This window comes from Sphingomonas sp. PAMC 26617 (assembly GCF_000242835.1).
GTDB lineage: Bacteria > Pseudomonadota > Alphaproteobacteria > Sphingomonadales > Sphingomonadaceae > Sphingomonas.
Genome location: NZ_JH594425.1, coordinates 2,836,236 through 2,860,719, shown reverse-complemented (window position 1 = coordinate 2,860,719; position 24,484 = coordinate 2,836,236). Strand labels below are relative to the sequence as shown.

Sequence of the window (24,484 nt, the reverse complement as noted above, 5' to 3'; positions counted from 1 at the left end):
GCGACAGCCCCTGACCGGGCTGTCGCCGGTACGCACCCGCCTCAATCGAAAAGACCGACATGACCCTGATTGCGATGCTTCTCGCCGCTGCCGCGGCACAGGCGGCGGCTACGCCTGCCCCGGCCCCGTCCCTGCCCTCGCCCGAGCGGCGGCAGCAATTGCTGTTCGAGGCGGCCCGGCTCGGCCGGACCGACCTGATCGCGCCGCTGATCAAGGCGGGCGCGAACGCCAATGGCTACGACGACCGCGGCTTCACCCCGCTGATCCTCGCGGCGTACAATGGCCAGCTCGCGACGGTCGAAACGCTGATCGCGCAGGGCGCAGACCCGTGCCGCGCCGATCGCGACCAGGGCAACACCGCGCAGATGGGTGTCGCGTTCAAGGGCGACGACGCGGTCGCGGCGCGGTTACTCAAGGCGGGGTGCAACGTCAACGCGCGCAACGGCGCAGGGCAGACCGCGTTGATGATGGCGTCGCTGTTCAACCGCACCAAGCAGGTGGAGATGCTGATCGCGGCCGGCGCGGATCGCACGATCACCGACCAGTCGGGTCGCTCGGCGGCGTCGGTGGCGGCGGACCAGGGCAATGCGGCGATGGCGAAACGAGTCGCGCGATGAGGGGATAGGGGCCCAACCCCTACCCGTTCGCCCTGAGCGAAGTCGAAGGGCCGCTCGCACAACAGACCAGGGCCTGTGGCGAAACCAGGGCTTCGACTTCGCTCAGCCCGAACGGGGTAAGGCACTACACCAGAACGGAATTGACCGCGGACGGCGGTCGTCAGTCCACGCTCACTCGCCCCCGCCCCGCCTTCACCACCGCGCGGCCCTTCTTCGAATCGACCCGGCGTGCCTTCGCCGCCTTGCTCGGCTTGGTCTTCACTCGCCGCGCCTGCCGTTCGTGTGCGCGTTCGAGCAGCTCGACGATCCGTTCGCGCGCATCGACCCGGTTCGCTTCCTGCGTGCGAAACCGCCGTGCGGTGACGACGAGCGTCCCGCCCGCGGTCATCCGGCTGCCGGCAACGGTCTTGAGCTGCTGATACGCCCAGGGTTCGAGCCCGAGCTTGAAGACGTCGACTCGCAGCTGGACCGCGGTCGCGACCTTGTTGACGTTCTGCCCGCCCGGCCCCGAGGCGGCGAGAAACCGCTCCTCGATTGCATCCTCGGGCAGGTCGGTCCTAGCCATCGGACGGCGTTTCGGGTGCGACGGCCGCCACCGCCTCGCTCTCGCTGAACCCCGCAGCAAGGAACCGCGCAGGCAGCGGTGCCTTCGCCACGATCGGCTCCTTGCCCGCGCGCGGGATCGTCAGTTCGGCGGCGTGGAGCAGCGTCTCGCCCCCGCCCGCGCCATAGACCGGATCGCCGACTACCGCCGCCCCCAGCCCTTCGAGCGCGTGGACGCGGATCTGATGGGTCCGCCCGGTTTCGGGGATGAATTCGACGAAGCTGCGACCATCCTTGACCGCGAGCACGCGCCAGTGCGTCCGCGACGCCTTACCCTCGGGGCTGCCGATCATCCGCCAGCCGTCCTCGACGGTGCTCACCTTGGCGAGCGCGAGATCGATCATGCCGCTGTCTCCCTCGACCACGCCCTCGAGCACCGCGAGATAGCGCTTGCGCACCAGCCCCTGCTCAAACGCCTGCTGCAACCGGGCGTGCGCCTTGGGGTTGCGCGACAGCAACAGGCATCCCGACGTATCGCGGTCGAGCCGGTGGACCGGCACCGGCCAGCGCTTGAACCCAAAGGTCAGCCCGTCGAGGTGGTTTTCAAGGCTCAGCGAGCCGTCGCGCGGACGGTCGACCGGGAGCCCGGCGGGCTTGTCGATGACGAGCGCCTCGCCATCGAGGAAGAGAACATGGTTTGCCAGCATGGGCGCCTCTTGCCACCGCAAGCCCGCGCATGCCAGAGGCGCCGCGTCGACGACAGCGAGAAGACGTGGTTTGCAGGGTTTGAAGTCGACGATTCTCGCCATCATAGTCCTGCTTCCGGGCGTCGCGGCGGCAGCGCCGCTCCAGCCGCTCCCGATGCCGAGCGCCGACGGCCGGCTGTTCGGGCATCTGCCCTATGGCGACATTGCCGCGCTCGATCTCGTCCCTGCCCCGCCCGGCTTCTCGATCGGCGCGACTTGTCGCATCAACCGGGATGCCGCTGCCGACCTTGCCCGCTTGCTGGTCGCGGCCGCGGATTCACCGGGCGTCGGCACCAGCCTGCGCGCGGTGTCGTGCTATCGCGGCGTCGCGCATCAGGAATCGGTGTTTTGTCGCGAGCGCCACCGCACCACCTGCGTCGATCCGTCGGACAGGGCGCGCTCGGTCGCGCCGCCTGGGTATAGCGAGCATGCAACCGGCTATGCGATCGACTTCGGCGTCCGCCCGACGCGCGGTTGTCCGGACGTAGATTATTGCTTTGCTTCCACCCCCGCCGGGCAATGGCTGATGGCGCATGGTCCCGAATTCGGGTTCGAACTGTCGTTCCCGGCGGCAAACCGACAGGGCGTGACGTGGGAGCCGTGGCACTGGCGCTGGGTTGGAACACGGGTCGAGGAGCCCGGCGCGGCAGTCGCGCGGCTGTTGTTCGCGCGCGCGCGGAACATGTATCCTGCGCTTCCCGCAGCGCGCGATGTGCTGGGCGCGAATGCGGCGGCGGTCGCAATGCCGGCGGGGCGGATCGTGACGGTTCGTGCAAAGCTACCCGACGTAACCGGAGTGCGGGCGCGCCGTCGCTAGAGTATCGGTACGATACGTCCGGGGGACGGCGAACCGCCCCCCGAAAGCCTTAGCCGAACAGCTTCGCTGCCGTCTCGGCGATGCGCTTGCCCTGATAGCGTGCGCCGTCGAGCTCCTCCTGCGCCGGCTGGCGGCTGCCGTCGCCGTCCGCGATCGTCGTCGCGCCGTACGGCGTGCCGCCGAGGACCTTGTCGACGCCCATCTGCGCCTTGAAGCCATAATCCAGACCGACGATCGTCATGCCGTGGTGGAGCAGGTTGGTGATGATCGAGAACAGCGTCGTCTCCTGCCCGCCATGCTGGCTCGCGGTCGAGGTGAACGCGCCGCCGACCTTGCCGATCAGCTTGCCGCCGAACCACAGGCCGCCGGTGGTATCCCAGAACGACGCCATCTGCGCGGGCATCCGGCCATAGCGGGTCGGTGCACCGACGATGATCGCGTCGTACTTGGCGAGCGCGTCGGGGCCTTCGATCAACGGATGCTTGGTATCGGTCTTGAAGTGCGCAGCCTCGACGACGTCCTGCGGCGCGGTTTCGGCGACGCGACGGATGTCGACCTCGGCACCACCCGAACGCGCGCCTTCGGCGACCGCGTCCGCCATCTGCTCGATGTGACCGTAGGACGAATAATAGAGTACCAGAACCTTGGCCATGGGAACTTCCTTCTTGATGAATACGGGGAGGAAAAAGGGCTTATTGCGAGTCGACGAGAACCAGTTCGGCGTCCTCGAGCGCGGTGATCGTCACGGTCTGCCCGCCATCGATCGCCGCACCGTCACGCGCCTTGAACGTCTCGCCCGCGATTTCGATCATCCCGGTTGCTGGGACGAGATAGGCATGCCGCCCGGGCAGGACTTCATGCGTGATCGTCTCGCCTGCGCGCACCATCGCCGCGAGGACACGGGCTTCGGCGCGGATCGGCAAGGCATCCTTGTCCTCGGCAAAGCCGCTGGCGAGCGTCACGAACTGGCCCGAACGGTCGTCCTTGGGAAACGGCTTGGCGCCCCACGATGGCGATCCGCCGGTGCGGCTCGGCTCGATCCAGATCTGGAAGATCGTCGTCTGCTCGGACTCGAGGTTGTATTCGGCATGCCGGACCCCGGTGCCCGCGCTCATCACCTGCACGTCGCCGGCGCCGGTCCGTCCCTCGTTACCGAGCGAGTCCTTGTGCGTGATCGCGCCTTTTCGGACATAGGTGATGATCTCCATGTCACGGTGCGGATGCGGCGGGAAACCGCTGTTGGCGGCGATCTCATCGTCGTTCCATACGCGGATCGCGCCCCAGCCCATGCGGGCGGGCTCGTAGTAATTGGCGAAGGAAAAATGGTGGCGTGCGTTGAGCCAGCCGTGGTTGGCGTGGCCGAGGCTTTCAAAGGATCGTTTCTCGATCATCGTGGATCTCCTGAAGGAACGCCCTGTTCCGTTGCCACCAAGATAGGCGATCAGATCAGATCGTAAATGGAAACACTGGAAACCGATCGTTTCCGAAGCTAAGGATTACGCGACCGTACCGACCGGAGCTTTCGCCATGCGCCTCCCCGACCTCGAAGCCTGGGCGATCTTTGCCAGCGTGGTCGAATATCGCTCGTTCAGCGGCGCGGCGGAAGCAATCGGCGTCTCCAAGGCGACGGTTTCCAAGGCGGTCACGCGGCTGGAGGCCCATCTCGGACAATCGCTGTTCCACCGCACGTCGCGCCGCCTGACGCTGACCGAGAACGGCAAGGCGCTGGCGGAACATGCCGGGCGGATCCTCGCCGAGGCGAACGCGGCGGAGGAAGCCGCGCTCAATGCGGCCAGCGCGCCGACCGGGCTGGTCCGGGTCGCCGCACCGATGTCGCTCGGGCTGCTCGCGATCGCGCCGGTCATCGCGGACTTCCTCGTGCTGAACCCGGGAATCGAGATCGACCTGCATCTGTCCGATGCGCGAGTCGACATCGTCGCCGAAGGGTTCGACATCGCCTTGCGAATCGCGACGCTTCCCGACAGCTCGCTGCGCTCGCGCAAGCTTGCGGACATGCGGATGCATGTCGTTGCCGCCCCTGCCTATCTCGCGTTGCGCGGTCGCCCCACGCATCCCGGGCAGCTGGGGGAGCATCGCTGCTTTGCCTATACCAACGTGACGTCACCGTGGCGCTTCGTCGGGCCGGACGGGACCGAGGTTTCGGTCCGGCTCAACGGACCGCTCGCCACCAACAGCGGCGAGGCGATGCTGCCCGCGCTGCGTCGCGGCCTCGGGATTGCAATGCTTCCCGAGTTCATCGTCGCCGAAGACCTGCGCGCCGGACGAATCGAGATCATCCTGGCGGACTGGGCGCCGCACACCGGCGCACTCCACCTGATGACGCCCCCGGGAACCCTGCGTCCCGCGCGCGTCGAGGGGCTGATCGCCTTCCTGACCGACCGACTCAAGTCGATTTGCGTGCATGCGTAACCGCGTACGACTCAAATTGACTCATCTTAATCCCGGATTAATCGCAAATTAACCTTTTGCCTTCATTTGTGTTGAGGTTAATAGTTACTGCGAAGGTCGGTCGGGCCACAGGAGGTACCGACGCCTTGAAACGGGGAACAGCAAGATGCGTGTGCTGCTGATCGAAGACGAGCCGACGACCGCAAAGGCGATCGAGCTCATGCTGACGGCCGAAGGCTTCAACGTCTACACGACCGACCTGGGCGAGGAAGGCCTCGATCTCGGCAAGTTGTACGATTACGACATCATCCTGCTCGACCTCAATTTGCCTGACATGCACGGCTACGACGTGCTCAAGCGGCTTCGCGTCGCGCGCGTGCAGACGCCGGTGCTGATCCTCTCCGGCATCAACGAAATGGACTCGAAGGTCCGCTCGTTCGGGTTCGGCGCTGACGATTATGTCACCAAGCCGTTCCACCGCGAGGAACTCACCGCACGCATCCACGCGGTCGTCCGCCGTTCGAAGGGGCACAGCCAGTCGGTCATCCGCACCGGCAAGCTCGCGGTCAACCTCGACGCGAAGACGGTCGAAGTCGATGGGTCGCGCGTCCACCTGACCGGCAAGGAATATGCGATGCTCGAGCTGCTCAGCTTGCGCAAGGGCACGACACTGACCAAGGAAATGTTCCTCAACCATCTGTACGGCGGGATGGACGAGCCCGAACTCAAGATCATCGACGTGTTCATCTGCAAGCTTCGCAAGAAGCTCAGCATGGCCTGTGAGGGCGAGAATTACATCGAGACCGTATGGGGCCGTGGCTATGTGCTGCGCGAACCCGACGAAATGCTGGAATCCGCCGAAGTCGCCTGACACCCGCGACGCCGTTTCACGATCAGGATAACGCCGAGGCCGCAGCAATTGCTGCGGGCCTGGCCTTGTCGTGCGTCCGACGCCAGCCCTGACGCCGCGCTTTAAGTGACACGAAAACAAGTATTTACGTTACACTTCGTTTACCATACGTCACGTCTTGGTCATTTTTGCCATCTAACTGCACTGTCATACGGTCGCTGCCAGGGCACGACCCGTCACTCGTGGGGCTCCTTTATGAAGATGCATTCGGCCGTCGCTGCACTGTGCGCGACCAGTCTCATCCTGTCGGCCTGCAGCGGTGGCGGCGGTGGCTCCGCAGCGGCCCCCACGCCCACCCCGACCCCGTCGCCAACGCCTACCCCGACCCCGGTCGCAACCGCCACCCGGACGATCGTGATGGTATGGGACGGCCTGCGCCCCGATGACGTCAACGCAACCGACACCCCCAACCTGTATGCGCTTCAGCAGAGCGGCGTGAACTTCCAGGACAACCATTCGACCTACCCGACCTTCACGATGATGAACGGCTCGTCCTTCGCGACCGGGTCGTTCCCGAAGACGTCGGGCTTCTACGGCAACACTTTCTGGACCCCGCCGCAGGGCACCGGCAACACGATCCCGGCCGGCAAGACCGCAGCCGGGGCAACGCAAAGCTACACCGACCCGGTCTTCACCGAGGATTACCAGGTCCTCAACACGCTCAATGACTATTACGGCGGCCAGCTTCTGCTGGTGAAGAGCCTGTTCGCGACCGCGCAGGCCGCCGGGCTTACCACCGCCGCGATCGGCAAGTCGGGGGCCGCCTATATTCAGGATCTCGGCAAGGGTGGCATCTTCCTCGACGAGAACACCGTGCAGCCGCGCAGTCTCGTCACCGAATTGCAGGCAGCCAACATCGCGCTGCCGACCAATGTCGTGAACAATTACTCGGGCACCGACGCGGTGACGCTCGCCGGGACGAACGGCACGCCGACCGCGCGCGCCGGCTATGTGACCTTCGATACCAACGCTTACGATCCCAATGGCGCGATCACGATCCCCGCACGCGATTCGAGCGACACGACCCAGGGCGCGCCCGAGGACGCGGCCAACAAATACATGCTCAATGTCTTCACCTCGTACATCCTGCCGCAGAAGAAGCCGATGCTGTCGGTCATCTGGTTCCGCACGCCGGACAATGTCGAGCATGGCTATGGCCCGGGCTCGAGCAACGCGCGCGCCGGACTGAAGTCGCAGGATGCACGGCTGGGCGAACTGATGGCGGCGCTCAAGGCGCAGGGGCTCGACACGACCACCAACGTCGTCGTCGTCTCCGACCATGCGCATTCGAGCGTATCGGGACCGCTCAACCTCTACCCGCTCCGCGCGATCACCCCGTCCGCGACCACGCCCAATGGCCCGACCGTCAACGGCTCGACCAGCGGCACCAGCGCGGCGAGCTTCGGCGGAATCAACCCGTCGGGTTATTCCTTCTCGGGCGACGTCCGTTCGGCCGATCTGCTGACCTATCGCGGCTTCAAGGCGTTTGACGGCAGCGGTTGCTCGGTCAGTGCGATGTACGGCATCTCGGCGACCGGCACGCCGACCGTCCCGGTCCGGCTCGATACCAGCGGCTCGGTCTGCGGCACGGCAAACGCGAAATACCAGTCAATCAGCGCGACCGGAAGCTTCCGCGTCCCCGCCCCCGGCAGCCTGCCGACCAACGGCATCGTCGTCGCCGCAAACGGCGGATCGGATTACTTCTACGTGCCGAGCCACGACCTGACGACGATCCGCAACCTCGTCACCTTCCTCCAGCAGCGCGAGGAATATGGCGCGGTGTTCGTCGACAGCCGCTACGGGTCGATCCCGGGCACGCTGCAGATGAGCCAGGTCAACCTCGAGAACGCGACGCGTGGCGGCAACGGCCAGCCCGATGTCGTCGTCTCGTTCAACTGGGACGACCAGGCGGTCGTGCAGGGCAAGGCCGGGATCGAGTTCGAGAGCACCGGGGGCCAGCGCGGGATGCACGGCAGCTTCAGCCCGGTCGACGTTCACAACACGCTGATCGCGGCGGGGCCGTCGTTCCGCAAGGGCGCGACCGTCACCACCCCGACCGGCAACGTCGACGTCGCGCCGACCGTCGCGTATCTCCTCCGCCTCGCGATGCCGCAGGCGGACGGGCGGATCATCAACGAGGCACTGGCAACTCCGGCAAGCGGCTCGACCCCGACCGTGGCGGCCTCGGCAGTCTCCCCGACCGCGCCAGCGACCGGCCTGTCCTTCGAGACCGCGCTCGATCCGACCGGGGCCCGCAAGAATACCGCGCTGACGCAGGGGACCTATTCGATCACGCTGCAGGTCAAGGACCTGACGATCGACGGCAAGACCTATCGCTACTTCGATTACGCCAAGGCGGTCCGCCAGTAATGCCGAACCTGCCGACCACCGGATTGCGTGTCCTGTTGCCGCTGCTCGCCCTCGCCGCTGCGCCGGGGCTGGCGGCGGAGCCCCCCCGAACGTTGTCGTTCGACCGGACGTTCAGCGCGGCGGGAGAGCCTGCGTTCCTTCACTATAACGTTCTGTTCGCCTCGAACGGCGCGGTGCACCGGATGGAACTGTGGCGCGACCATGATCGCTCGATCAAACGCGTCACCGACGCCGCGCTCGTCACCTACGCCACACGCAAGGGCAAGGACGCCGGCTATACGCTCAAGGTGCTCGACCTGAAGCGCCGGATCAGCACGGTGATCGAACGCACCAATCTCTACCGGATCGGATCCTTCACCGACTGGTACGATCTCGGCCACGGTCTTCGCCATCCCAAGAGCGCGTACCGCCTGGTCGCCGCCAAGGCTCCCGCGGGGATGCCGCGGATCGGCCGGCCGTGTCGCTGGTACGACCTGATCGAGGGTTCGCGCACCACGCACGTCTGCTGGGACGAGCAGGCCAAACTGCCGCTGCTGATGGCCCCTGCAAGCGGCCCGCCGATCTGGCGCGTGACCGCGATCGACCAGCGGCCGATCCCGGCGGCGACGTTCGTCGCGGATGATCGCGGGTTTATCCGGAACGATGCGAATCGCGATATCGAGGCGGATTGACGCGGGACGCAAGCGGCGCAGATCGCAACGGCAGACCGCGCTTTAGCCCCTCCCCTTCAGGGGAGGGGTTGGGGTGGGGCAGTCCAACAGAACCTGCGCCTCTGCGAGGCACCCCCCACCCCCACCCCCTCCCCTGAAGGGGAGGGGCGAGACTAAGCAGCTAAGGCCGCACAAACACCTTTTCGCCCCCGACCCACGTCTGCTCCACCTTGGTCGCGCGCAGGTCGCTCGGGCTCGCCAGTAGCGGGTCGCGGTCGACGATGATGAAGTCCGCGCGTTGCCCGACGCCAAGCCGCCCGAACTTCTCCTCCGCGAACCCGGCATAGGCCGCAGCCCCCGTGAACGCCCACCACGCCTGCTCCCGCGTCACGCGTTCCTCGGGACGCCAGCCGCCATAGGGCTGCCCGTCCGCCCCCTGCCGGGTGAACCCAGCCGCCCAACCGGCAAACGCATCAGGCGATTCGACGGGATAGTCCGACCCGAAGGCGAGCGTCGCGCCGTTGCGGAGCATCGAGGCCCAGGCATAGGCTCCCGCAAGCCGCGCCGTCCCGAGCCGCGCTTCCGCCATCGTCCGGTCGCTCGTCTCGTGCGTCGGCTGCATCGACGCGACGATCCCGTTCTTGCCGAAGCGCGGGAGGTCAACTGGATCGACGATTTGCGCATGCTCGATCCGCCAGCGCCGGTCGCCCTTGTACGTGCCGACCATATCGTCGATCGCACCGAGCACCTCGGCATTGGCGCGGTCGCCGATCGCATGGACCGCGACCTGATAATGGTCGACCGCGGCGCGGCTCATCAGGTTGCGCAGCACGTCGTCGGACATGAACCCCGCGCCCGACTGGCCCGGCGCATCGCTATAGGGGGCCTTGAGCCACGCGCCGCGCGACCCCAAGGCGCCATCGGCGTACAGCTTGACCCCGCCCATCCGCAGCTTGTCATTGTAAAGCCACGGCGTCGGACCCGAGCCGCCGATCTTGACCGCGGTATCGACCCCGAACGCATAACTCATGATCCGCACCCGCAACGCGCCGACGTCGCCCGCGCGACGATAGCTCAGCCAGTCGTCCATCGAGCTGCCCATGTCGCTGGTCGCGGTGATGCCGTGGCTGAGCAGGATCTCCTGTGCCTTCAGAAACGCAAAGTCGCGCTCCTTGGGGAGCGGCTGCGGCGCGGCCTTTGCGATCAGCTCGCGCGCGGAATCGACGAACACACCGTTCGGGATGGTGCCGGTCTTCTCGATCCGGCCGCCCGCCGGCGCTGCTGTCTTGGCCGTGATCCCCGCCGCCTTCATCGCGGCACTGTTCGCCCAGCCGGCATGGCCGTCGGCGCGCTGGAGCCAGACCGGGCGGTCGCTCACCACGGAGTCGAGATCGGCCGCGGTCGGGAAGCGCCCGAGCTTCCACGCCTCCTGGTTCCACCCGCCCCCGACGATCCATTTGCGATCCGGGTTGGCGGCGGCATAGGCGGCGATCCGGGCCTTGGCATCCTCGAGCGAGGTCGTGGTCGACAGGTCGAGCTCGAGCGCGCGGAACCCCAGTTCCATCACATGGCCGTGCGCGTCGATGAAGCCGGGCAACAGCACCTTGCCTTTTTCGTCCGCGCGCCAGTCGAGCTTGACCGGGCGCTTGTCGCTCGCGGACAGCAGCTTCACCACCTTGCCGTCGGGCGTCATCACCAGGCCGGTGAAGCGGACGACCTTGCCGTCCTTGTCCAGTGTGATCCCGTTGACGTTGTCGATCAGCGCATCGGCGCTGGCGAGCGACGGTAATGCGAGGGCAGAGAGTGCGGCGCCGACGAGCAGCGGCGCGATCAAACGGGCGCGGGATGGGATGAGCATGGGCCTTGCGATAAGGCGTGTTTCTTCATCGCGCCAGATAGTCTAGGCGACGGATGCTCCCGTCTGTGCCGAGCCTGTCGAAGCACCGTCCGATCCTGCGGCGTGGGAAAGCAATTGGCTGCCCTCCCAGGCTCGGGGCGAACGGAAGTGAATGATGGCGACGCAAGCGAAGTCCGAAACCCTCCCTGTCACCCTCGCCGACGTCGAGGCCGCGCACGCCCGCATTTCGGACAAGATCGTCCGCACGCCCTTTTTCATCAGCCGCACGCTTTCCGAGCTCACCGGCGCGACCGTGTATCTGAAGTTCGAAAACCTCCAGTTCACCGCCGCCTACAAGGAGCGCGGCGCGCTCAACACGCTGCTGCAATTGCCCCCGGAAACGCGTGGCGTGATCGCGGCGTCGGCAGGCAATCATGCGCAGGGGCTTGCTTATCACGCCAACCGGCTCGGCATCCCCGCGACGATCGTGATGCCGACCAATACCCCGATCGTGAAGATCACCCAGACCGAAGGTCATGGCGCGACCGTCGTGCTCCACGGCGACACGTTCGACGCCGCCTATGCGCATGCGCGCGAACTCGAGTCCGAATGCGGGCTGACCTTCGTCCACCCGTTCGACGACCCGCGCGTCATCGCAGGTCAGGGCACCGTCGCGCTCGAGATGCTGCAGGACGTGCCCCAGATCGACACGTTCCTCACCCCGATCGGCGGCGGCGGGTTGATCTCCGGGATGGCGGTCGTTGCCGAAGCCGCCAGCCGTGCGCCGGGCGGGCATCGGATCGAGGTGGTCGGCGTCGAGGCGGAACTGTTCCCGTCGATGTACAACCGCGTCAACGGCACCAACATGCCGTGCGCGGGCGATACGCTCGCCGAGGGGATCGCGGTCAAGGAACCCGGAGTGATCACCGCGCAGATGGTCCATGCGCTGGTCGACGATATCGTGCTGGTCAACGAACGCAGCCTAGAGCAGGCGGTCAGCCTGTTGCTCCAGATCGAGAAGACCGTGGTCGAGGGTGCGGGCGCGGCGGGGCTGGCGGCGTTGCTGCAGCACCCCGAACGGTTTGCCGGGCGCACCGTCGGCGTGGTGCTGTGCGGCGGCAACATCGATACGCGCCTGCTTGCCAACGTGCTGCTGCGCGATCTGGCGCGATCGGGGCGGCTCGCGCGGTTGCGGATCCGGCTGCAGGACCAGCCCGGCGCCTTGTTCAACGTGGCGCGGATCTTCGATGCGCAGCGCGTCAACATCCTCGAACTCTCGCATCAGCGGATCTTCACCAAGCTCCCCGCCAAGGGCCTGTTCCTGGACGTCGAGTGCGAAACGCGCGACCGCGCGCATCTCGACCGGCTGACCGCAGCGCTACAGGTTGCGGGCTATGTCGTGACGACGGTGGAACTCGCCTGAGATCGGAACAGTTTCGTTAACCAAATCCGGGTAACGGTCACGGCTAGACGATCATGCTACCGTCCGGTCGTGCTTGATCGGGAAAATGGGTAAACTGGCTTTTCATCATGCCGACGACCTTTCATAACGCTATGCCAGGTCGAACGCACGCACGACGCCTTCCTGCGGCAAAGGACAATATGCGGTGACTGCGCCCTTTCGTTTCCCGCGGTTCTTCGTCACCAGCCCGGCCCCCTGCCCGTATCTCCCGGATCGGCAGGAGCGGAAGGTATTCACCGAATTGCGCGGCGACCAGGCGGGCGACCTCAACGATGCGCTCGGTCGGATCGGGTTCCGGCGCAGTCAGTCGGTGGCGTATCGGCCGAGTTGTGCGGGATGCACCGCCTGCGTGTCAGTCCGAGTCGTGACCGCGGACTTCGTGGCGAATGCCACGCAGCGCAAGCAGTTGCGCCGCAATCGCGATCTCGAGGTGACCGCGTGTCGCCCATGGGCAACCGATGAACAGTTCCAGTTGCTCAGCCGCTATCTCGGATCGCGCCACCCCGGCGGCGGGATGGCGGAGATGGACGAAGGCGATTATGCCGACATGGTCGAGCATTCGCCGGTCAACAGCTTCATCGTCGAATATCGCGAACCCTCGCTGCATGGCGAGCGTGGGCGGCTGGTCGGCGCGTGCCTGACCGACCAGCAGGCGGACGGGCTGTCGATGATCTATTCCTTCTTCGACACCGAGCATGCGACCCGACCCGGGCTCGGCAACCTCATCATCCTGGATCACATCCTGCGCGCACGCGCCGTAGGACTGCCCTATGTCTATCTCGGCTATTGGGTGAAGGGATCGCCGCGGATGCAGTATAAGATCCGCTACCGTCCGATCGAGGCGCTCGGGCCCACCGGATGGAGCCTGCTGGTCGATGAGAACGCCACCTTCGCGCCGCCGGCGGAAAAGTACTCGGTGGTGGCGGAGCAGCTCGTCGGGACGCGGTAAGAGACGAGGCTATTCCAGACTGCGTGAATGTTCAGGCTACTGCCCGTTCCCGCCGACATGCAGATCGACGTCGAGGATCTCCTCGCCCTCCCCCATCCGCGAACCAGCCACCGGCGCTGCGCCCGCCGAATCGAGCGCGACCGCGACCCGGACGTAGGCGGTGTCCGCGCTCAGCCCGGTCGACGGATCGAACGCAACCCAACCAAGCCGGTCGACATGCGCCTCGGCCCAGCCATGCGGTGCGGGCCGCCCGTCTTCCTTGCCCTGGCATACCGGGCTGTACCCGGAAACATAGCGCGCCGCGATCCCGAGCGACCGCGCCGCGGCGATGAACACCTGCGCCATGTCGCGTGAACTGACCGAACCCTCGGCAAACGCCTCGATCGCGGTCCGACCCGCGATCGGCCGTCCGTGATCGAGCGCAAAGCGGCGCTTGACCGCGATGTTGAGCGCATGCAGCCGAGCAACCGCATCGGTTTCTCGGATATCCGCGGCGAAGGCGGTGATGGCGGCATCGGGCGTGGTCAGCGGGGTGGTGCGGAGGAACAGCAGCGGCGGCAACGGTTCGTGTGCGCCGTGGACGATGCCGTTCGACGGGTTGGTCAGCACTTCGCCCGAAACCGCGATCTCCAGTTCCGAAATCGGCCCCGCGACGTACAGCATCGTGATGCGGTTGCCGAACCCGTCGCGACCGTGCCGCATCCGCGCGTCGCAATCGACGTGGAGGTTCCATCCCGTAACCGACTGGTCGTGCGTGTCCTCCGGGATCAGCCGAAGCATCTGGGTCAGGCGCGCCTGCGGGGCCGTGAAGCGATACGTCGTGCGATGATCGACCGAGAGGCGCATCAACCGAACTTGAACTGGCGGCCGACTGCGGTGTGCAGTTGCGCGTTTTCGCTGATGAAGCCCTGCAGATACTGGTGCAGCCCGCCCGCGATCACCACGCCCGACTTGGTCCGCGCGACCCGTGTCTGCCGCGCGCGCGCCATCCGGTCGGCCTCGCCGTGGAGCCCGGTGCGCTTCGCCAGCAGGTTGAGGATGTCGACCGCTTCCTCGACCGATGCCGCAAGGCTGCGCGGCAATTCGGTCCGCGCGATCAGCAGGTCGATCACGTTCGCCGGACGCAAGCCCTCCGAATAAAGCCAGCGATATGCCGTCACCGCGGACACGGTCTGGAGGATCGTCGTCCACTGGTCGCGATCGACCACGCCGCCGACACGTTCGCCCTCGGGCAGCAGGATGTGATATTTCACGTCGAGCAGCCGCGCGGTGTTGTCCGCGCGTTCGATCGCCTGTCCCAGCCGGATGAACCACGTCGTCTGATTACGCAGCATCCGGTGAATCGCGCCCTCGAACCCACGCGTCTCGGCCTTGACCGCCTCGACCAGGTTGAGCGTCGCCATCGCGCCGCCTGGGCTCGCGCGGTTGTCAAAGATCAGCCAGGCGCGGTTGATCCCGGTCCACGCCTCGCGCGTCAGCGCGGTGCGTACCGCGCGGGCGTTGTTACGCGCCATGTCGAGCGCGCGGACGATCGACCCGGGATGCGACGAATCGATCGTCAGGAAGCGCGCGACATTCGCTTGCGTGATCGGCTGCCCGGTCTTGGCGAAGGCGGCGTCGGTCTCGGTGACGGCGAGCGCCGAAGCCCATGCCGCCTCGCCCGCCGGGCGAGGCGACAGGACGTCGAGCCGCACGGTCGCCTCGACCAGGCGCGCGATGAAGTCGGCGCGCTCGACATAGCGACCGAGCCAATAGAGCGAGGAAGCGGTCCGGCTGAGCATCAGCGCACCTGCTCTTGCGCTTGCGTCCGCGACTGAAACGAGGACTGAGACTGGGACTGGCTCTGAAGCGCCGCGCCATCCGGCTGCGCGCCATTGTCCATCAGCACGAAACTGTCCTTCGTCCCGCCGCCCTGTGACGAGTTGACGACGAGCGACCCCTCCTTGAGCGCGACCCGCGTCAGCCCGCCGGGGACGACCTGCACGCCCTTCGACCCGGTCAGCACGAACGGGCGGAAATCGACGTGGCGCGGCGCGAGGCCAGCCTCGGCGAGCGTCGGGACGGTCGACAGCGCAAGCGTCGGTTGCGCGATGTAGCGATGCGGCTCGGCGATCAGGGCAGCCCGGAAGGTCTCGATCTCCGCCTTGGTCGCGGTCGGTCCGACCAGCATGCCATACCCACCGGAGCCGTCGACCAGCTTGACGACGACATGCTCGAGGTTGTCGAGCACGTATTTGAGCGCCTGCGGTTCGCGGCAGCGCCACGTCTCGACGTTCGGCAGCTTAGGTTCACCGCCCGAATAGAAACGGACGATCTCGGGCATGTACGAATAGATCGCCTTGTCATCCGCGATGCCGTTCCCCGGCGCATTGAGCAGCGCGACATTGCCCGCCGCATAGGCCGCGATCAGCCCCGGAACGCCGAGCATCGAATCCGGGCGGAAGACGAGCGGGTCGAGATAATCGTCGTCGATTCGGCGATAGATCACGTCGACCTTCACCAGCCCCGCGATCGTCCGCATCCACACGATGTCGTCATCGACCACGAGGTCGGCCGCCTCGACCAGTTCCACCCCCATCGAATCCGCGAGGAAACTGTGCTCGTAATAGGCGGAGTTATAATGGCCGGGGGTCAGCACGACGCACACCGGAGCCGCCACGCCGATCGGCGCGACCGACTTCATCGTTTCGAGCAGCTTGTCCGGATAGGAATCGACCGCCGCGACCCGGAACGAGCGGAACAGCTCGGGGCACAGCCGCAGCATCGCCTCGCGGTTCTCGAGCATGTAGCTCACCCCAGAGGGCGTGCGCGCATTGTCCTCGAGCACGAAGAAATCGTCCGGCCCGGTCCGCACCAGATCGATCCCGCAGATATGCGCCCAGATGTCATGCGGCGGACGAATCCCGGCGATTTCGGGCCGGAACTGTGGATTGCCCAGAATCAGGTCGGCAGGAAGGATCCCTTCCGCAAGAATACGGCGCTCGCCGTAGATGTCATGGAGGAAGGCGTTGATCGCCTCGACCCGCTGGACGAGCCCTTCGGACAACCGCGACCACTCGTCCGCCAGGAAGATGCGCGGCACGATATCGAACGGGATGATCCGCTCGCTCGCGTCGCTCTCGCCGTACACGGCGAAGGTAATGCCGAGCTGGCGGAAGGTGGCCTCGGCGGATTGCTGCCGCCGCCGGAGTTCGTGCGAGGGCGTCTCCTCGATCCAGTCACCGAGCGCAGCCAGCTCGGAGCGCGGAATCGTGCTTCCGCCCTGTCCCATGATCTCGTCGAACGCGTGCCCCATCCCCATCGAACGATAAAGCCTCCAACTACGGGTCGGTTCCATGCTGCGGTGGATTGTTGCGCTGCACAAGGGGCTTTCGCGCGAAACTCAATGCTTGCGTTGCGTATTCAATGCCGTGGCATAGTCGACACGCGCTTCCGCGACGATCCGCGGTAGCAGCGTCGGGTCGACGAACGCCTGCGTCGCGCCACCATCGCGGCGTGCCGCGCGCCCAAGCACGTCGGCGAGTTCCGGGTGCATCGGCAGCACGATATCCGCCCGCATCGCGCCGAGCCGCGCGAAACTGCGCCGGTAATCGGCGGCGATCCCGGGATAGCCGCGGTTGGCGAGGAGATGATTCCCGGCGACGGTAATGCTGCACGGAAACACCACCTGCAGCGATCGACCGGCGTCGACGATCGGCAGCGTCCACGTCGTGCAGCCCGCGGTATGCCCCGGTGTCAGCACCGCGGTGATCGCGACGGCACCCACCCGCACCCGCTCCCCATCGCGGACGATGCGGTCGACCGGAACGGCGGGGAAGCGCGTGAAACCGTTGTCGTTGTCGGCTGCGTGCCGCCCCCGACGCAGTGCATTCGCGTCCCCCGCCGACGCTGCCAGCTTCGCCCCGCTCCACTGCCGCAGATCGGCGAACGCCGCGGCATGGTCGAAATGCGCGTGCGAGTTGAGGATCCACTTTACCTGATGCGGCTGCACGCCGATCGCGCGGAGGTTGCGCTTCACTTGTCCCGCCGCATCCTCCATCGGCCCGCCGACGAGGATCGTGCCGTCGTGCGTGACGACCGCATAAGCCGCAAGCCCGCGCGTTCCGACGTACCATGTCGGCCCTGCCACCTTGAACGGTCGGATCGGCTGCGACCATTCCGGCGGGTTCTCCGCCATCACCGGCGTGGCGAACACAAGCGCAGCGAGCGCACAGGAAACCCAGCGTTTCATAGCCCGGCGAGCATCGCAGAGGTCAGCACCTGCGGCAAGACACGCGGTTCGGCAGAGCCGGGCGCGTAATAGAGGTACAAGGGCACGCCCGCGCGGTTATGTGCCTCGATGAACCGCCCCATCACCGGATCGCCATTGGTCCAGTCCCCGATCAGCACCGCGACCTTGTGGTCGGCGAACGCCTTGCGCGTCGCGTCGGTTTCGATCGCGGCCTTCTCGTTGACCTTGCACGTCAGGCACCAGTCCGCGGTGAAATAGACGAACACCGGCCGCCCCGCCTTATGCAATGTCGCGAGCCGTGCCTCGCTGAACGGCTCCGCCCCGCCCGGCACCGTTGCGACCGCCGCGACGCTGTCGGGACGCCGCCCGGCGATCAGCAGCGCGCTCGCGATGACGGTGGCCAGCAGCAACACCGTGACGACCGGGCCGATCGCCAGCCCCTTCGCCTGCCGGACGCCGCCGACCCACAACAACACCGCGAGCACGAACGCGACGAGCAGACCGATCGCCATGCCGTTGACCCCCGCCTCATGCCCGAGCACCCAGGCAAGCGCGATCGCGGTCAGCCACATCGGGATCGCGAGGATCCGGCGGAACGTCTCCATCCACAGCCCCGGCTTGGGCAGCCGCCGCCGCAACGCGGGGACGAACCCTAGCGCGAGAAACGGCAACGCCAGCCCCAACCCGAGCCCCGCGAACACCGCCAGCGCGGCGGGCCACGGCAGCACCAGCGCCGCCCCCAGCGCCGCCCCCATGAACGGCCCGGTACACGGCGTCGCTATGAACGCCGCGAGCGCGCCGGTCGCGAACGCGCCGCTCGCGCCGCCGCTGCGGTTGACGAAGGCAGGCGTCGGAAATTCGAACAGGCCGCTGAGATTGAGCGCGAGCGCCACGGTCAGCAGCAACAGCACGACGATCGCGCGCGAATCCTGCAACTGGAACGCCCAGCCGACCGCCGTCCCGCCCGCGCGCAACCCGAGGATGATCCCGCCCAGCGCAACGCACACTGCAATCACTCCAGCGGCATAGGCCAGCGCCTCCTGCCGCGCGGCGCGTTCGTCGAGATGCCCGCGTGCGAGGCTCAACGCCTTGAGGCTGAGGATCGGGAAGACGCACGGCATGATGTTGAGAATCAGGCCACCCAACATCGCGCCGGCAAAGGCGATCAGCGTCGCGCTGAGGACGCCGCCGCTGACTGGATTCGATAAGGCGGCGGACGCGGCGACCAGGCCGGGTGCTGCGGTCACGACCAGCCCCTGTTGCGCGCCGATCTGGAGAACGCCCTCGAGCGCGCCGGTCGACGCCCCGTTGGCGGAAGCCTTGGTCTCGATCACGAGGCGGTCGCGATCCTGCGTGACCGATTGCGGCGCGGCGTAATCGATCAGCCCGGTCGTGACGGGATAGAAATAGGCCTGCCCAAGCGTCGCGCCCGCAGGATAGGGCACCGCGATCCGGATCTTGCCGCCTGTCGCCTGAAACGTTCCGCGCGCATCGAGCGGCTTGGGCACCGCGCGCCGCCACGCGTCGAACCGCGCGCGCGCCTCGGGCGTGATCGCGCCATCGCCGACCACGAGGTCGATCGCGAGCTCGGCGGATTCAGGAACACACACTTCGGCGGAGCAGACGAGATAATTGGTCTTGAGCCGCACCGGCAACGCGGTCCCGACCGCCAGCCCAGCCCGAATCTTAAGCGTAACCAGCGGTGCGTACGGCTTTTCGAACACGTAATTCATCAGGTCCGCGACGATCAGCCGTCCGGGTACGGGGTAAGCGGGCGCGCTCGCGGTAACGCCCTTGGGCAGGGTCCAGTCGAGCTTCGCCGGGAAGCCCGCATCCCCCGGGTTCTGCCAATACCCGTGCCAGCCGGGAGCCGGAACGCTCGCCAGCGCGACCGTGACGCTGCTTCCGGCAGCGGGGGCACTGGTTACCGCAACCAATGAAATCGCGAGGTGCGCCTTGGTGGCAGCAGGATTGGTGCCTTGCGCTTGCGCGACACCGCCCAACGACAGTAGCGCGAGAACCGTAACCACTACGTCATGAAACCAGCGCATCGCACGTCCTTGTCGAGCCCCAACCCACGGGCCATAGCGGTGAAGACGGGCTGCCGTCCAATTCGGAGAATTCGTGTGAAACGTTACGCGTCCGCCATGGCGATCGCCCTGTCCCTGCCCGCCGCGATGGTCACCACGCCGGTCGCCGCGCAACAGGCCCCGGCCTCTGCAGCGACCACCCCGACCGCGCCGCCGAAGCTGATCGTCGTCATTTCGGTCGACCAGTTCTCCGCCGACCTGTTCGCGGAATATCGCGCGTCGTTCACCGGCGGCCTTGCGCGACTGCAGAAGGGCGCGGTGTTCCCGAGCGGCTACCAGAGCCACGCCGCGACCGAGACGTGCCCCGGCCACTCGACGATCCTGACCGGCTTCCGCCCCGAACACACCGGCATCATCGCGAACACCTGGACCGACCTCGGCGTCGCGCGCGCCGACAAGCAGGTCTATTGCGCGGAGGACGAGACCGTTCCCGGCAGCACCTCCGCCAATTATACCGTCAGCGACAAGCATCTGCTCGTCCCCACGCTCGGCGAGCGGATGAAGGCGGCCAACCCGAAGGTGCGCGTCGTCTCGGTCGCGGGCAAGGATCGCGCCGCGGTAATGATGGGCGGCCATACCGTCGACGAGCTCTGGTGGTGGAACGGCAAGGCGATGGTCAGCTATGCCGGTCGCGCCACGCCCCCGGTCGTCGCGCGCGCCAACGCCGCGATCGCGCAACGGATCGCCGCGCCGCAAGCCGCGCTCGAGGTTCCCGCCGTCTGCCAGTCGCACGACCGCGCAATCCAGATCGGGGCGGGCAAGACCGTCGGCGCGGGGCATTTCGCGCGCGATGCGGGCAGCCCTGCTGCCTTCCGCGCCTCGCCCGCGTTCGACGGCGCGATCGTCGCGCTTGCCGCAGGGCTGGTGCAGGACATGAAGCTCGGCATGGGCAGCACCACCGACATCATCGACGTCGGTGCGTCGGCGACCGATTACATCGGCCACACCAATGGGACCGAAGGCGCCGAGATGTGCATCCAGCTCCAGCAGCTCGATGCGACGCTCGGGTCGTTCTTCGCCGTGCTCGATTCGACCGGGGTCGATTATGAGTTGGTGCTGACCGCGGATCATGGCGGCAACGATATTCCCGAGCGCGAGGTCGATGCCGGCCTCCCCGACGCGCAGCGCGCCAAGGTCGCGCTCGCGCCAGCCGTCGCGGGGAAGGAGATTGCGGCAAAGCTCGGCATCGCCACGCCGGTGCTGTTCGGCGACATCCCCAATGGCGACGTCTATCTCGCGCGCGACCTGACGGCTGCGCAGCGCAAGGCGGTGCAGGCAGCGGCGGTCGCTTATTACAAGGCGAATGCGCAGGTCGCCGAGGTGTTCACCCAGGCGCAGATCCTCGCCACGCCGACGCCGAAGGGACCGCCCGAGACATGGACGATGCTCCAGCGCGCCCGCGCCTCGTACAAGACCGGGCGTTCGGGCGAGCTGATCATCTTCCTCAGGCCGCGCGTGACGCCGATCCCCGATCCGACCAAGGGCTATGTCGCGACGCACGGAAGCCCGTATGATTACGACCGCCGCGTGCCGATCCTGTTCTGGCGCAAGGGGATGACCGGGTTCGAGCACACCGGCAGCATCGAAACGGTCGACATCGCCCCGACGCTCGCGCACCAAATCGGCCTCCCGATCGCGGCACCGAAGATGGATGGCAAGTGCCTCGATCTATCCCGGGGCGGGGTGCCCTGCAAGTAACGGCGGTCGTGACCCCAGCCCGGGTGCCGGGGTGACGGAATCCCTGGCGTAGGATGACGTCATCCCGGGCAGGATCAGGGCGGCAATCGCCGCGCTCTGCTCCTCCCCCGTCAGCGCGTCTCGAACCCGCGCACCCCCGCGCCCAGCCGGTTCGTCCCGATTGCGAGTGGCGCCCGACTGTAATCCGCGACGAACGCGGGGCTTCGAGTCTCGCCCGGTGCGAGCCGCGCATCGTTCGCCGCGATCCGAAGCCCCGCCGACGGATAGGTCTTCGCCTCGGCACCGACCACGATGAAGCCGGTCCAATTCTCCTTCGCGCGCCCCTGGACGAAGGTGTTGCGCGCGATCAGTCCGGTCGCGCCTTCGGGCAGGTCGATCATGTAGTTGGTCTTGTTGCCCCGCGTGTCATCGAAGCTGTTGTCGGTGATCGTCACATTGGGCACGCGCAATTTGACGTAATGCCCGCCGGTCCCCCGCTCGAACCGCGACGCGGTGATCGTCACGCTCCCCTGGTTCGCCAGATAGATCGCATGCGCGCAATCGGTCGACTGGTCGCACTGGCCGAGCCCGGCGAAGGTCGAATGGTCGATCACGATCTTCTGTGCGGATGGATGCCCGCCGAGAATCCCCTCCTGGCTGTCGAGGAACATCGCATTGCGGACGGTCAGGTCGCCGATCTCGGTGCGGATCCCCGCACCATTGCCGTCCGCCACGCGCATCCCGCGAAAGACGATCCCGTCGACGGTCGAACCCTGCCCGCGCAGCACGAACGCCGCCTTGCCCTCGCAAGTGGTGCCTTCGAAAGTCACACTGCCCGGCGTCACCGCCTTGAAGGTGATCACCCCGCCCGCCTGCACCGTGCATTGATGATAGATGCCCGGTGCGATCAGGATCGTCGCGGTCCCCATCCGCACCGATTGGACCGCGGCATCGATCGTATCGAACCCCTGCCCCGTCTCCGCGATCGTGAACGGGGGCCGCGTAGGAGCGGCGGCAGCCGGCGCGACAAGCGCAAGAACGACAAGCGGTAAAAGGCGGTGCATCGATCGACTCCTCCCGACACGCCTGCCCTGCGTAGGCCCCGTGCGGAAGCCGCAAAGACGGTTAACGTCTTACCGTCCCGTGTCAGGACACTCCAACCCCTTGTTGCCCAACCGCGCCTGCCCAAGTAGACGAGCCGCAAGACCGGGGGGAAACGCGGTCTGCACGGGGGGATTTGATGCACGCCATGTCGCCGACCGAGGTCTTTCTCCTCGCGATGCTGTTGATCTTCAGTGCGCCCTACCTGTTGTGGCGGTTTGCACGGACCGATTACTGGGCACCCCTCGTCGTCGTTCAGATCATCGGCGGCATCCTGCTTGGGCCAGGCGTGCTCGGTGCGCTGTTCCCGGGCTATTATGCGCTGGTCTTTACGCCCGCGACGATCGGGTCGCTCAACGGCATCGCGTGGTGGGCGGTCATGCTGTTCGTCTGGATCGCCGGGATCGAACTCGATCTCGGCGAGGCCTGGCGCCGCCGCGGCGAGACCAGCGTTACCGCTGGCTTCGCGCTGTTCACGCCGCTGATCGCGGGAAGCGCGGCGGCGCTGCTGATGCTGCGCTATCCCGGTTGGGCCGGTCCTTCGGGAGCACGGTGGCAGGTCGTGCTCGGGATCGGGATGGCGTGCGCGGTGACGGCGCTGCCGATCCTCGTGCTGTTCCTCGAAAAGCTCGACATCCTGCGCGCGCCCCTCGGGCAGCGGACGCTACGCTACGCCAGTCTCGACGACATCGCGATCTGGGGCGTCCTTGCGCTGATCCTGCTCGACTGGGAGCGGGTCGGGCGGCAGGCGGCGTTTCTCGTCGGCTTCGCGGTCGCGACCTGGGCCGTACGCCGACTGATGGCGGCGATCGCGGAAACCGACCGCTGGTATGTCAGCCTGATCTGGCTCGCGCTGTGCGGGTTCGCGGCGGACTGGGCGGGGCTGCACTTCATGGTCGGCGCGTTCCTGTCGGGGGCGGTGCTCGATGGAAAATTGTTCGACCGCGCGCGGATGGACCAGTTCCGCCACTTCGTGCTGATCGCGATCATGCCGGTGTTCTTCCTGTCGACCGGGCTTCGCACGCAGTTCCAGGTCGGCGGCGGCGCTGTGTTCGCGGCGGCGGCGCTGCTGCTGGTGGCGTCGGTCGGCGGCAAGCTGCTCGGGGTTCAGATCGCCGGTCGGCTGCTGAGATGGGGCAAGGGCGAAGCGGGTGTGATCGGCTGGCTGTTGCAGACCAAGGCGCTGATCATGATCATCTTCGTCAACATCCTGTTGGACAAGAAGATCATCACCAACGACGCGTTCACCGCGCTGCTGCTGATGGCGATCGGCTCGACGATGCTGACGATCCCGATGGTGACGCCCCGGTTGCGGGCTCTGGGGCGCGCATCGGGGCGGGTGGACGCCTGACCCCTCCCGTCATTCCCGCGAAGGCGGGAATGACGGGAGGGGTGGCGCGGGTGCCTTAGTCCAGGTTCGGCCGCAACCAGCGCGTGGCGGTCGCCAGATCGACCCCGCGCCGCGTCGCATAGTCGTGCAACTGGTCCGGACCCACCCGCGCCACGCCGAAATATTCCGCCTGCGGGTGCCCGAAGTAGAAGCCCGACACCGCCGCGGTCGGCAGCATCGCGAAACTGTCGGTCAGCGTAATCCCCGTAGCCGCGGTCGCATCGAGCAGCTCGAACAACATCGGTTTCTCGCTGTGATCGGGGCACGCGGGATAGCCAGGTGCGGGGCGGATGCCGCGATATTGCTCGCGGATCAACGCCTCGTTGGTGAGTTGCTCGCCCTCGGCATAGCCCCACAGCGTCGTGCGGACATGCTGGTGGAGCCGCTCGGCGAACGCCTCGGCAAGACGGTCGGCGAGCGCTTTCAGCAAGATGTCCGAATAATCGTCGTTATCCGCCTTGAACCGCTTGAGATGCGCGTCGATCCCATGCCCGGTGGTGACCGCGAACCCGCCGATCCAGTCGCCTGCCGGGTCGATGAAGTCGGTCAGGCACATGTTCGCGCGCCCCTCGCGCTTCGCGATCTGCTGGCGGAGGAACGGCATGCGGACTTCCTCTAGCCCCTCCCCTTCAGGGGAGGGGTTGGGGTGGGGCAGTCCAGCAGCCGAGCCGTCGGAAGCAGGCAC

22 protein-coding genes are annotated in these 24,484 nt (G+C 66.7%); 10 read left to right on the top strand and 12 right to left on the bottom strand.

Annotation, left to right across the window (positions count from 1 at the left end; translation table 11 throughout):
• The first annotated feature begins 59 nt into the window (after positions 1-59).
• A complete protein-coding gene (locus RH91_RS12665) occupies positions 60-617 on the top strand; it encodes an ankyrin repeat domain-containing protein (protein ID WP_010163154.1) in 558 nt (185 codons plus the stop codon).
• A 160-nt stretch (positions 618-777) separates the two neighbouring features.
• Here the strand turns inward: RH91_RS12665 and arfB are convergent, their stop codons facing one another.
• Positions 778-1,182 carry an alternative ribosome rescue aminoacyl-tRNA hydrolase ArfB gene (gene arfB / locus RH91_RS12660; protein ID WP_010163153.1) on the bottom strand — a complete coding sequence of 135 codons (405 nt, stop codon included), beginning with the start codon at positions 1,180-1,182 and terminating at the stop codon, positions 778-780.
• Positions 1,175-1,867: an RluA family pseudouridine synthase gene (locus tag RH91_RS12655; RefSeq protein WP_010163152.1), complete on the bottom strand. Its 693-nt coding sequence runs from the start codon at positions 1,865-1,867 to the stop codon at positions 1,175-1,177. The genes arfB and RH91_RS12655 overlap by 8 nt, the downstream gene beginning before the upstream one ends.
• 79 nt (positions 1,868-1,946) lie before the next feature.
• Between RH91_RS12655 and RH91_RS12650 the strand changes: the two genes are divergently transcribed.
• On the top strand, positions 1,947-2,723 hold the full coding sequence (locus tag RH91_RS12650) for a M15 family metallopeptidase (protein ID WP_010163151.1): 777 nt from the start codon (positions 1,947-1,949) through the stop codon (positions 2,721-2,723).
• Positions 2,724-2,772: 49 nt separating this feature from the next.
• On the opposite strand, the gene wrbA is transcribed toward RH91_RS12650, so the two are convergent.
• Positions 2,773-3,375 (bottom strand): NAD(P)H:quinone oxidoreductase, encoded by a 603-nt coding sequence (gene wrbA, locus RH91_RS12645; protein WP_010163150.1) that lies wholly within the window; start codon positions 3,373-3,375, stop codon positions 2,773-2,775.
• Positions 3,376-3,415: 40 nt separating this feature from the next.
• On the bottom strand, positions 3,416-4,114 hold the full coding sequence (locus RH91_RS12640; RefSeq protein WP_010163148.1) for a pirin family protein: 699 nt from the start codon (positions 4,112-4,114) through the stop codon (positions 3,416-3,418).
• Between the two features lie 136 nt (positions 4,115-4,250).
• Between RH91_RS12640 and RH91_RS12635 the strand changes: the two genes are divergently transcribed.
• The 4 genes from RH91_RS12635 to RH91_RS12620 all read left to right on the top strand — a co-directional run bounded on the left by RH91_RS12635 (position 4,251) and on the right by RH91_RS12620 (position 9,083).
• A complete protein-coding gene (locus RH91_RS12635; protein ID WP_010163147.1) occupies positions 4,251-5,153 on the top strand; it encodes a LysR family transcriptional regulator in 903 nt (300 codons plus the stop codon).
• Positions 5,154-5,298: 145 nt separating this feature from the next.
• Complete coding sequence (gene ctrA / locus RH91_RS12630) at positions 5,299-6,003, top strand: response regulator transcription factor CtrA (protein ID WP_010163146.1); 705 nt, start codon at positions 5,299-5,301, stop codon at positions 6,001-6,003.
• Positions 6,004-6,237: 234 nt separating this feature from the next.
• The gene (locus tag RH91_RS12625; protein ID WP_029623838.1) at positions 6,238-8,412 is read left to right on the top strand and encodes an alkaline phosphatase family protein; all 2,175 of its coding nucleotides are present in this window, start codon (positions 6,238-6,240) and stop codon (positions 8,410-8,412) included.
• Positions 8,412-9,083, top strand: a complete 672-nt coding sequence (locus RH91_RS12620) for a hypothetical protein (protein WP_010163144.1) — start codon at positions 8,412-8,414, stop codon at positions 9,081-9,083. Before RH91_RS12625 ends, RH91_RS12620 begins: the two co-directional genes overlap by 1 nt.
• 160 nt (positions 9,084-9,243) lie before the next feature.
• On the opposite strand, the gene RH91_RS12615 is transcribed toward RH91_RS12620, so the two are convergent.
• Complete coding sequence (locus RH91_RS12615; protein ID WP_010163143.1) at positions 9,244-10,920, bottom strand: amidohydrolase; 1,677 nt, start codon at positions 10,918-10,920, stop codon at positions 9,244-9,246.
• A gap of 154 nt (positions 10,921-11,074) precedes the next feature.
• Between RH91_RS12615 and RH91_RS12610 the strand changes: the two genes are divergently transcribed.
• Together RH91_RS12610 and RH91_RS12605 are read left to right on the top strand one after the other, a co-directional pair.
• Positions 11,075-12,322 (top strand): threonine ammonia-lyase, encoded by a 1,248-nt coding sequence (locus tag RH91_RS12610; RefSeq protein WP_010163141.1) that lies wholly within the window; start codon positions 11,075-11,077, stop codon positions 12,320-12,322.
• A 184-nt stretch (positions 12,323-12,506) separates the two neighbouring features.
• Positions 12,507-13,310 (top strand): arginyltransferase, encoded by an 804-nt coding sequence (locus RH91_RS12605; RefSeq protein ID WP_010163140.1) that lies wholly within the window; start codon positions 12,507-12,509, stop codon positions 13,308-13,310.
• Positions 13,311-13,346: 36 nt separating this feature from the next.
• On the opposite strand, the gene RH91_RS12600 is transcribed toward RH91_RS12605, so the two are convergent.
• From RH91_RS12600 to RH91_RS12580, 5 genes are all read right to left on the bottom strand, one after another.
• Positions 13,347-14,156 (bottom strand): transglutaminase family protein, encoded by an 810-nt coding sequence (locus RH91_RS12600; protein WP_010163139.1) that lies wholly within the window; start codon positions 14,154-14,156, stop codon positions 13,347-13,349.
• A complete protein-coding gene (locus tag RH91_RS12595) occupies positions 14,156-15,091 on the bottom strand; it encodes an alpha-E domain-containing protein (RefSeq protein ID WP_010163138.1) in 936 nt (311 codons plus the stop codon). Before RH91_RS12595 ends, RH91_RS12600 begins: the two co-directional genes overlap by 1 nt.
• A complete protein-coding gene (locus RH91_RS12590; RefSeq protein ID WP_051116688.1) occupies positions 15,091-16,611 on the bottom strand; it encodes a circularly permuted type 2 ATP-grasp protein in 1,521 nt (506 codons plus the stop codon). The genes RH91_RS12595 and RH91_RS12590 overlap by 1 nt, the downstream gene beginning before the upstream one ends.
• Positions 16,612-16,692: 81 nt before the next feature.
• Positions 16,693-17,541, bottom strand: coding sequence for a subclass B3 metallo-beta-lactamase (bla, locus tag RH91_RS12585; RefSeq protein WP_010163136.1), 849 nt, complete (start codon positions 17,539-17,541; stop codon positions 16,693-16,695).
• The gene (locus tag RH91_RS12580; protein WP_029623837.1) at positions 17,538-19,592 is read right to left on the bottom strand and encodes a protein-disulfide reductase DsbD family protein; all 2,055 of its coding nucleotides are present in this window, start codon (positions 19,590-19,592) and stop codon (positions 17,538-17,540) included. Before RH91_RS12580 ends, bla begins: the two co-directional genes overlap by 4 nt.
• A 96-nt stretch (positions 19,593-19,688) precedes the next feature.
• Between RH91_RS12580 and RH91_RS12575 the strand changes: the two genes are divergently transcribed.
• Positions 19,689-21,329, top strand: coding sequence for an alkaline phosphatase family protein (locus RH91_RS12575; protein ID WP_010163133.1), 1,641 nt, complete (start codon positions 19,689-19,691; stop codon positions 21,327-21,329).
• 110 nt (positions 21,330-21,439) lie between these two features.
• Here RH91_RS12575 and RH91_RS12570 read toward each other — a convergent pair whose 3' ends face one another.
• The gene (locus RH91_RS12570; protein WP_010163132.1) at positions 21,440-22,372 is read right to left on the bottom strand and encodes a right-handed parallel beta-helix repeat-containing protein; all 933 of its coding nucleotides are present in this window, start codon (positions 22,370-22,372) and stop codon (positions 21,440-21,442) included.
• Between the two features lie 176 nt (positions 22,373-22,548).
• Here RH91_RS12570 and RH91_RS12565 point away from each other — a divergent pair, with 176 nt between their 5' ends.
• A complete protein-coding gene (locus RH91_RS12565) occupies positions 22,549-23,760 on the top strand; it encodes a cation:proton antiporter (protein ID WP_029623836.1) in 1,212 nt (403 codons plus the stop codon).
• A 55-nt stretch (positions 23,761-23,815) separates the two neighbouring features.
• On the opposite strand, the gene RH91_RS23150 is transcribed toward RH91_RS12565, so the two are convergent.
• The coding region (locus RH91_RS23150) for a vitamin B12 dependent-methionine synthase activation domain-containing protein (protein ID WP_332306621.1) at positions 23,816-24,484 on the bottom strand (669 nt) is incomplete at its 5' end.

Coding starts and splice junctions, on each gene's coding strand:
- RH91_RS12580 (WP_029623837.1), bottom strand. CDS start 19,592: ATGCGCTGGTTTCATGACGTAGTGGTTACGGTTCTCGCGCTACTGTCG.
- RH91_RS12620 (WP_010163144.1), top strand. CDS start 8,412: ATGCCGAACCTGCCGACCACCGGATTGCGTGTCCTGTTGCCGCTGCTC.
- RH91_RS12615 (WP_010163143.1), bottom strand. CDS start 10,920: ATGCTCATCCCATCCCGCGCCCGTTTGATCGCGCCGCTGCTCGTCGGC.
- RH91_RS12625 (WP_029623838.1), top strand. CDS start 6,238: ATGAAGATGCATTCGGCCGTCGCTGCACTGTGCGCGACCAGTCTCATC.
- RH91_RS12640 (WP_010163148.1), bottom strand. CDS start 4,114: ATGATCGAGAAACGATCCTTTGAAAGCCTCGGCCACGCCAACCACGGC.
- RH91_RS12655 (WP_010163152.1), bottom strand. CDS start 1,867: ATGCTGGCAAACCATGTTCTCTTCCTCGATGGCGAGGCGCTCGTCATC.
- ctrA (WP_010163146.1), top strand. CDS start 5,299: ATGCGTGTGCTGCTGATCGAAGACGAGCCGACGACCGCAAAGGCGATC.
- bla (WP_010163136.1), bottom strand. CDS start 17,541: ATGAAACGCTGGGTTTCCTGTGCGCTCGCTGCGCTTGTGTTCGCCACG.
- RH91_RS12665 (WP_010163154.1), top strand. CDS start 60: ATGACCCTGATTGCGATGCTTCTCGCCGCTGCCGCGGCACAGGCGGCG.
- arfB (WP_010163153.1), bottom strand. CDS start 1,182: ATGGCTAGGACCGACCTGCCCGAGGATGCAATCGAGGAGCGGTTTCTC.
- RH91_RS12575 (WP_010163133.1), top strand. CDS start 19,689: ATGGCGATCGCCCTGTCCCTGCCCGCCGCGATGGTCACCACGCCGGTC.
- RH91_RS12590 (WP_051116688.1), bottom strand. CDS start 16,611: ATGGGGATGGGGCACGCGTTCGACGAGATCATGGGACAGGGCGGAAGC.
- RH91_RS12610 (WP_010163141.1), top strand. CDS start 11,075: ATGGCGACGCAAGCGAAGTCCGAAACCCTCCCTGTCACCCTCGCCGAC.
- RH91_RS12595 (WP_010163138.1), bottom strand. CDS start 15,091: ATGCTCAGCCGGACCGCTTCCTCGCTCTATTGGCTCGGTCGCTATGTC.
- RH91_RS12635 (WP_010163147.1), top strand. CDS start 4,251: ATGCGCCTCCCCGACCTCGAAGCCTGGGCGATCTTTGCCAGCGTGGTC.
- RH91_RS12600 (WP_010163139.1), bottom strand. CDS start 14,156: ATGCGCCTCTCGGTCGATCATCGCACGACGTATCGCTTCACGGCCCCG.
- wrbA (WP_010163150.1), bottom strand. CDS start 3,375: ATGGCCAAGGTTCTGGTACTCTATTATTCGTCCTACGGTCACATCGAG.
- RH91_RS12565 (WP_029623836.1), top strand. CDS start 22,549: ATGCACGCCATGTCGCCGACCGAGGTCTTTCTCCTCGCGATGCTGTTG.
- RH91_RS12570 (WP_010163132.1), bottom strand. CDS start 22,372: ATGCACCGCCTTTTACCGCTTGTCGTTCTTGCGCTTGTCGCGCCGGCT.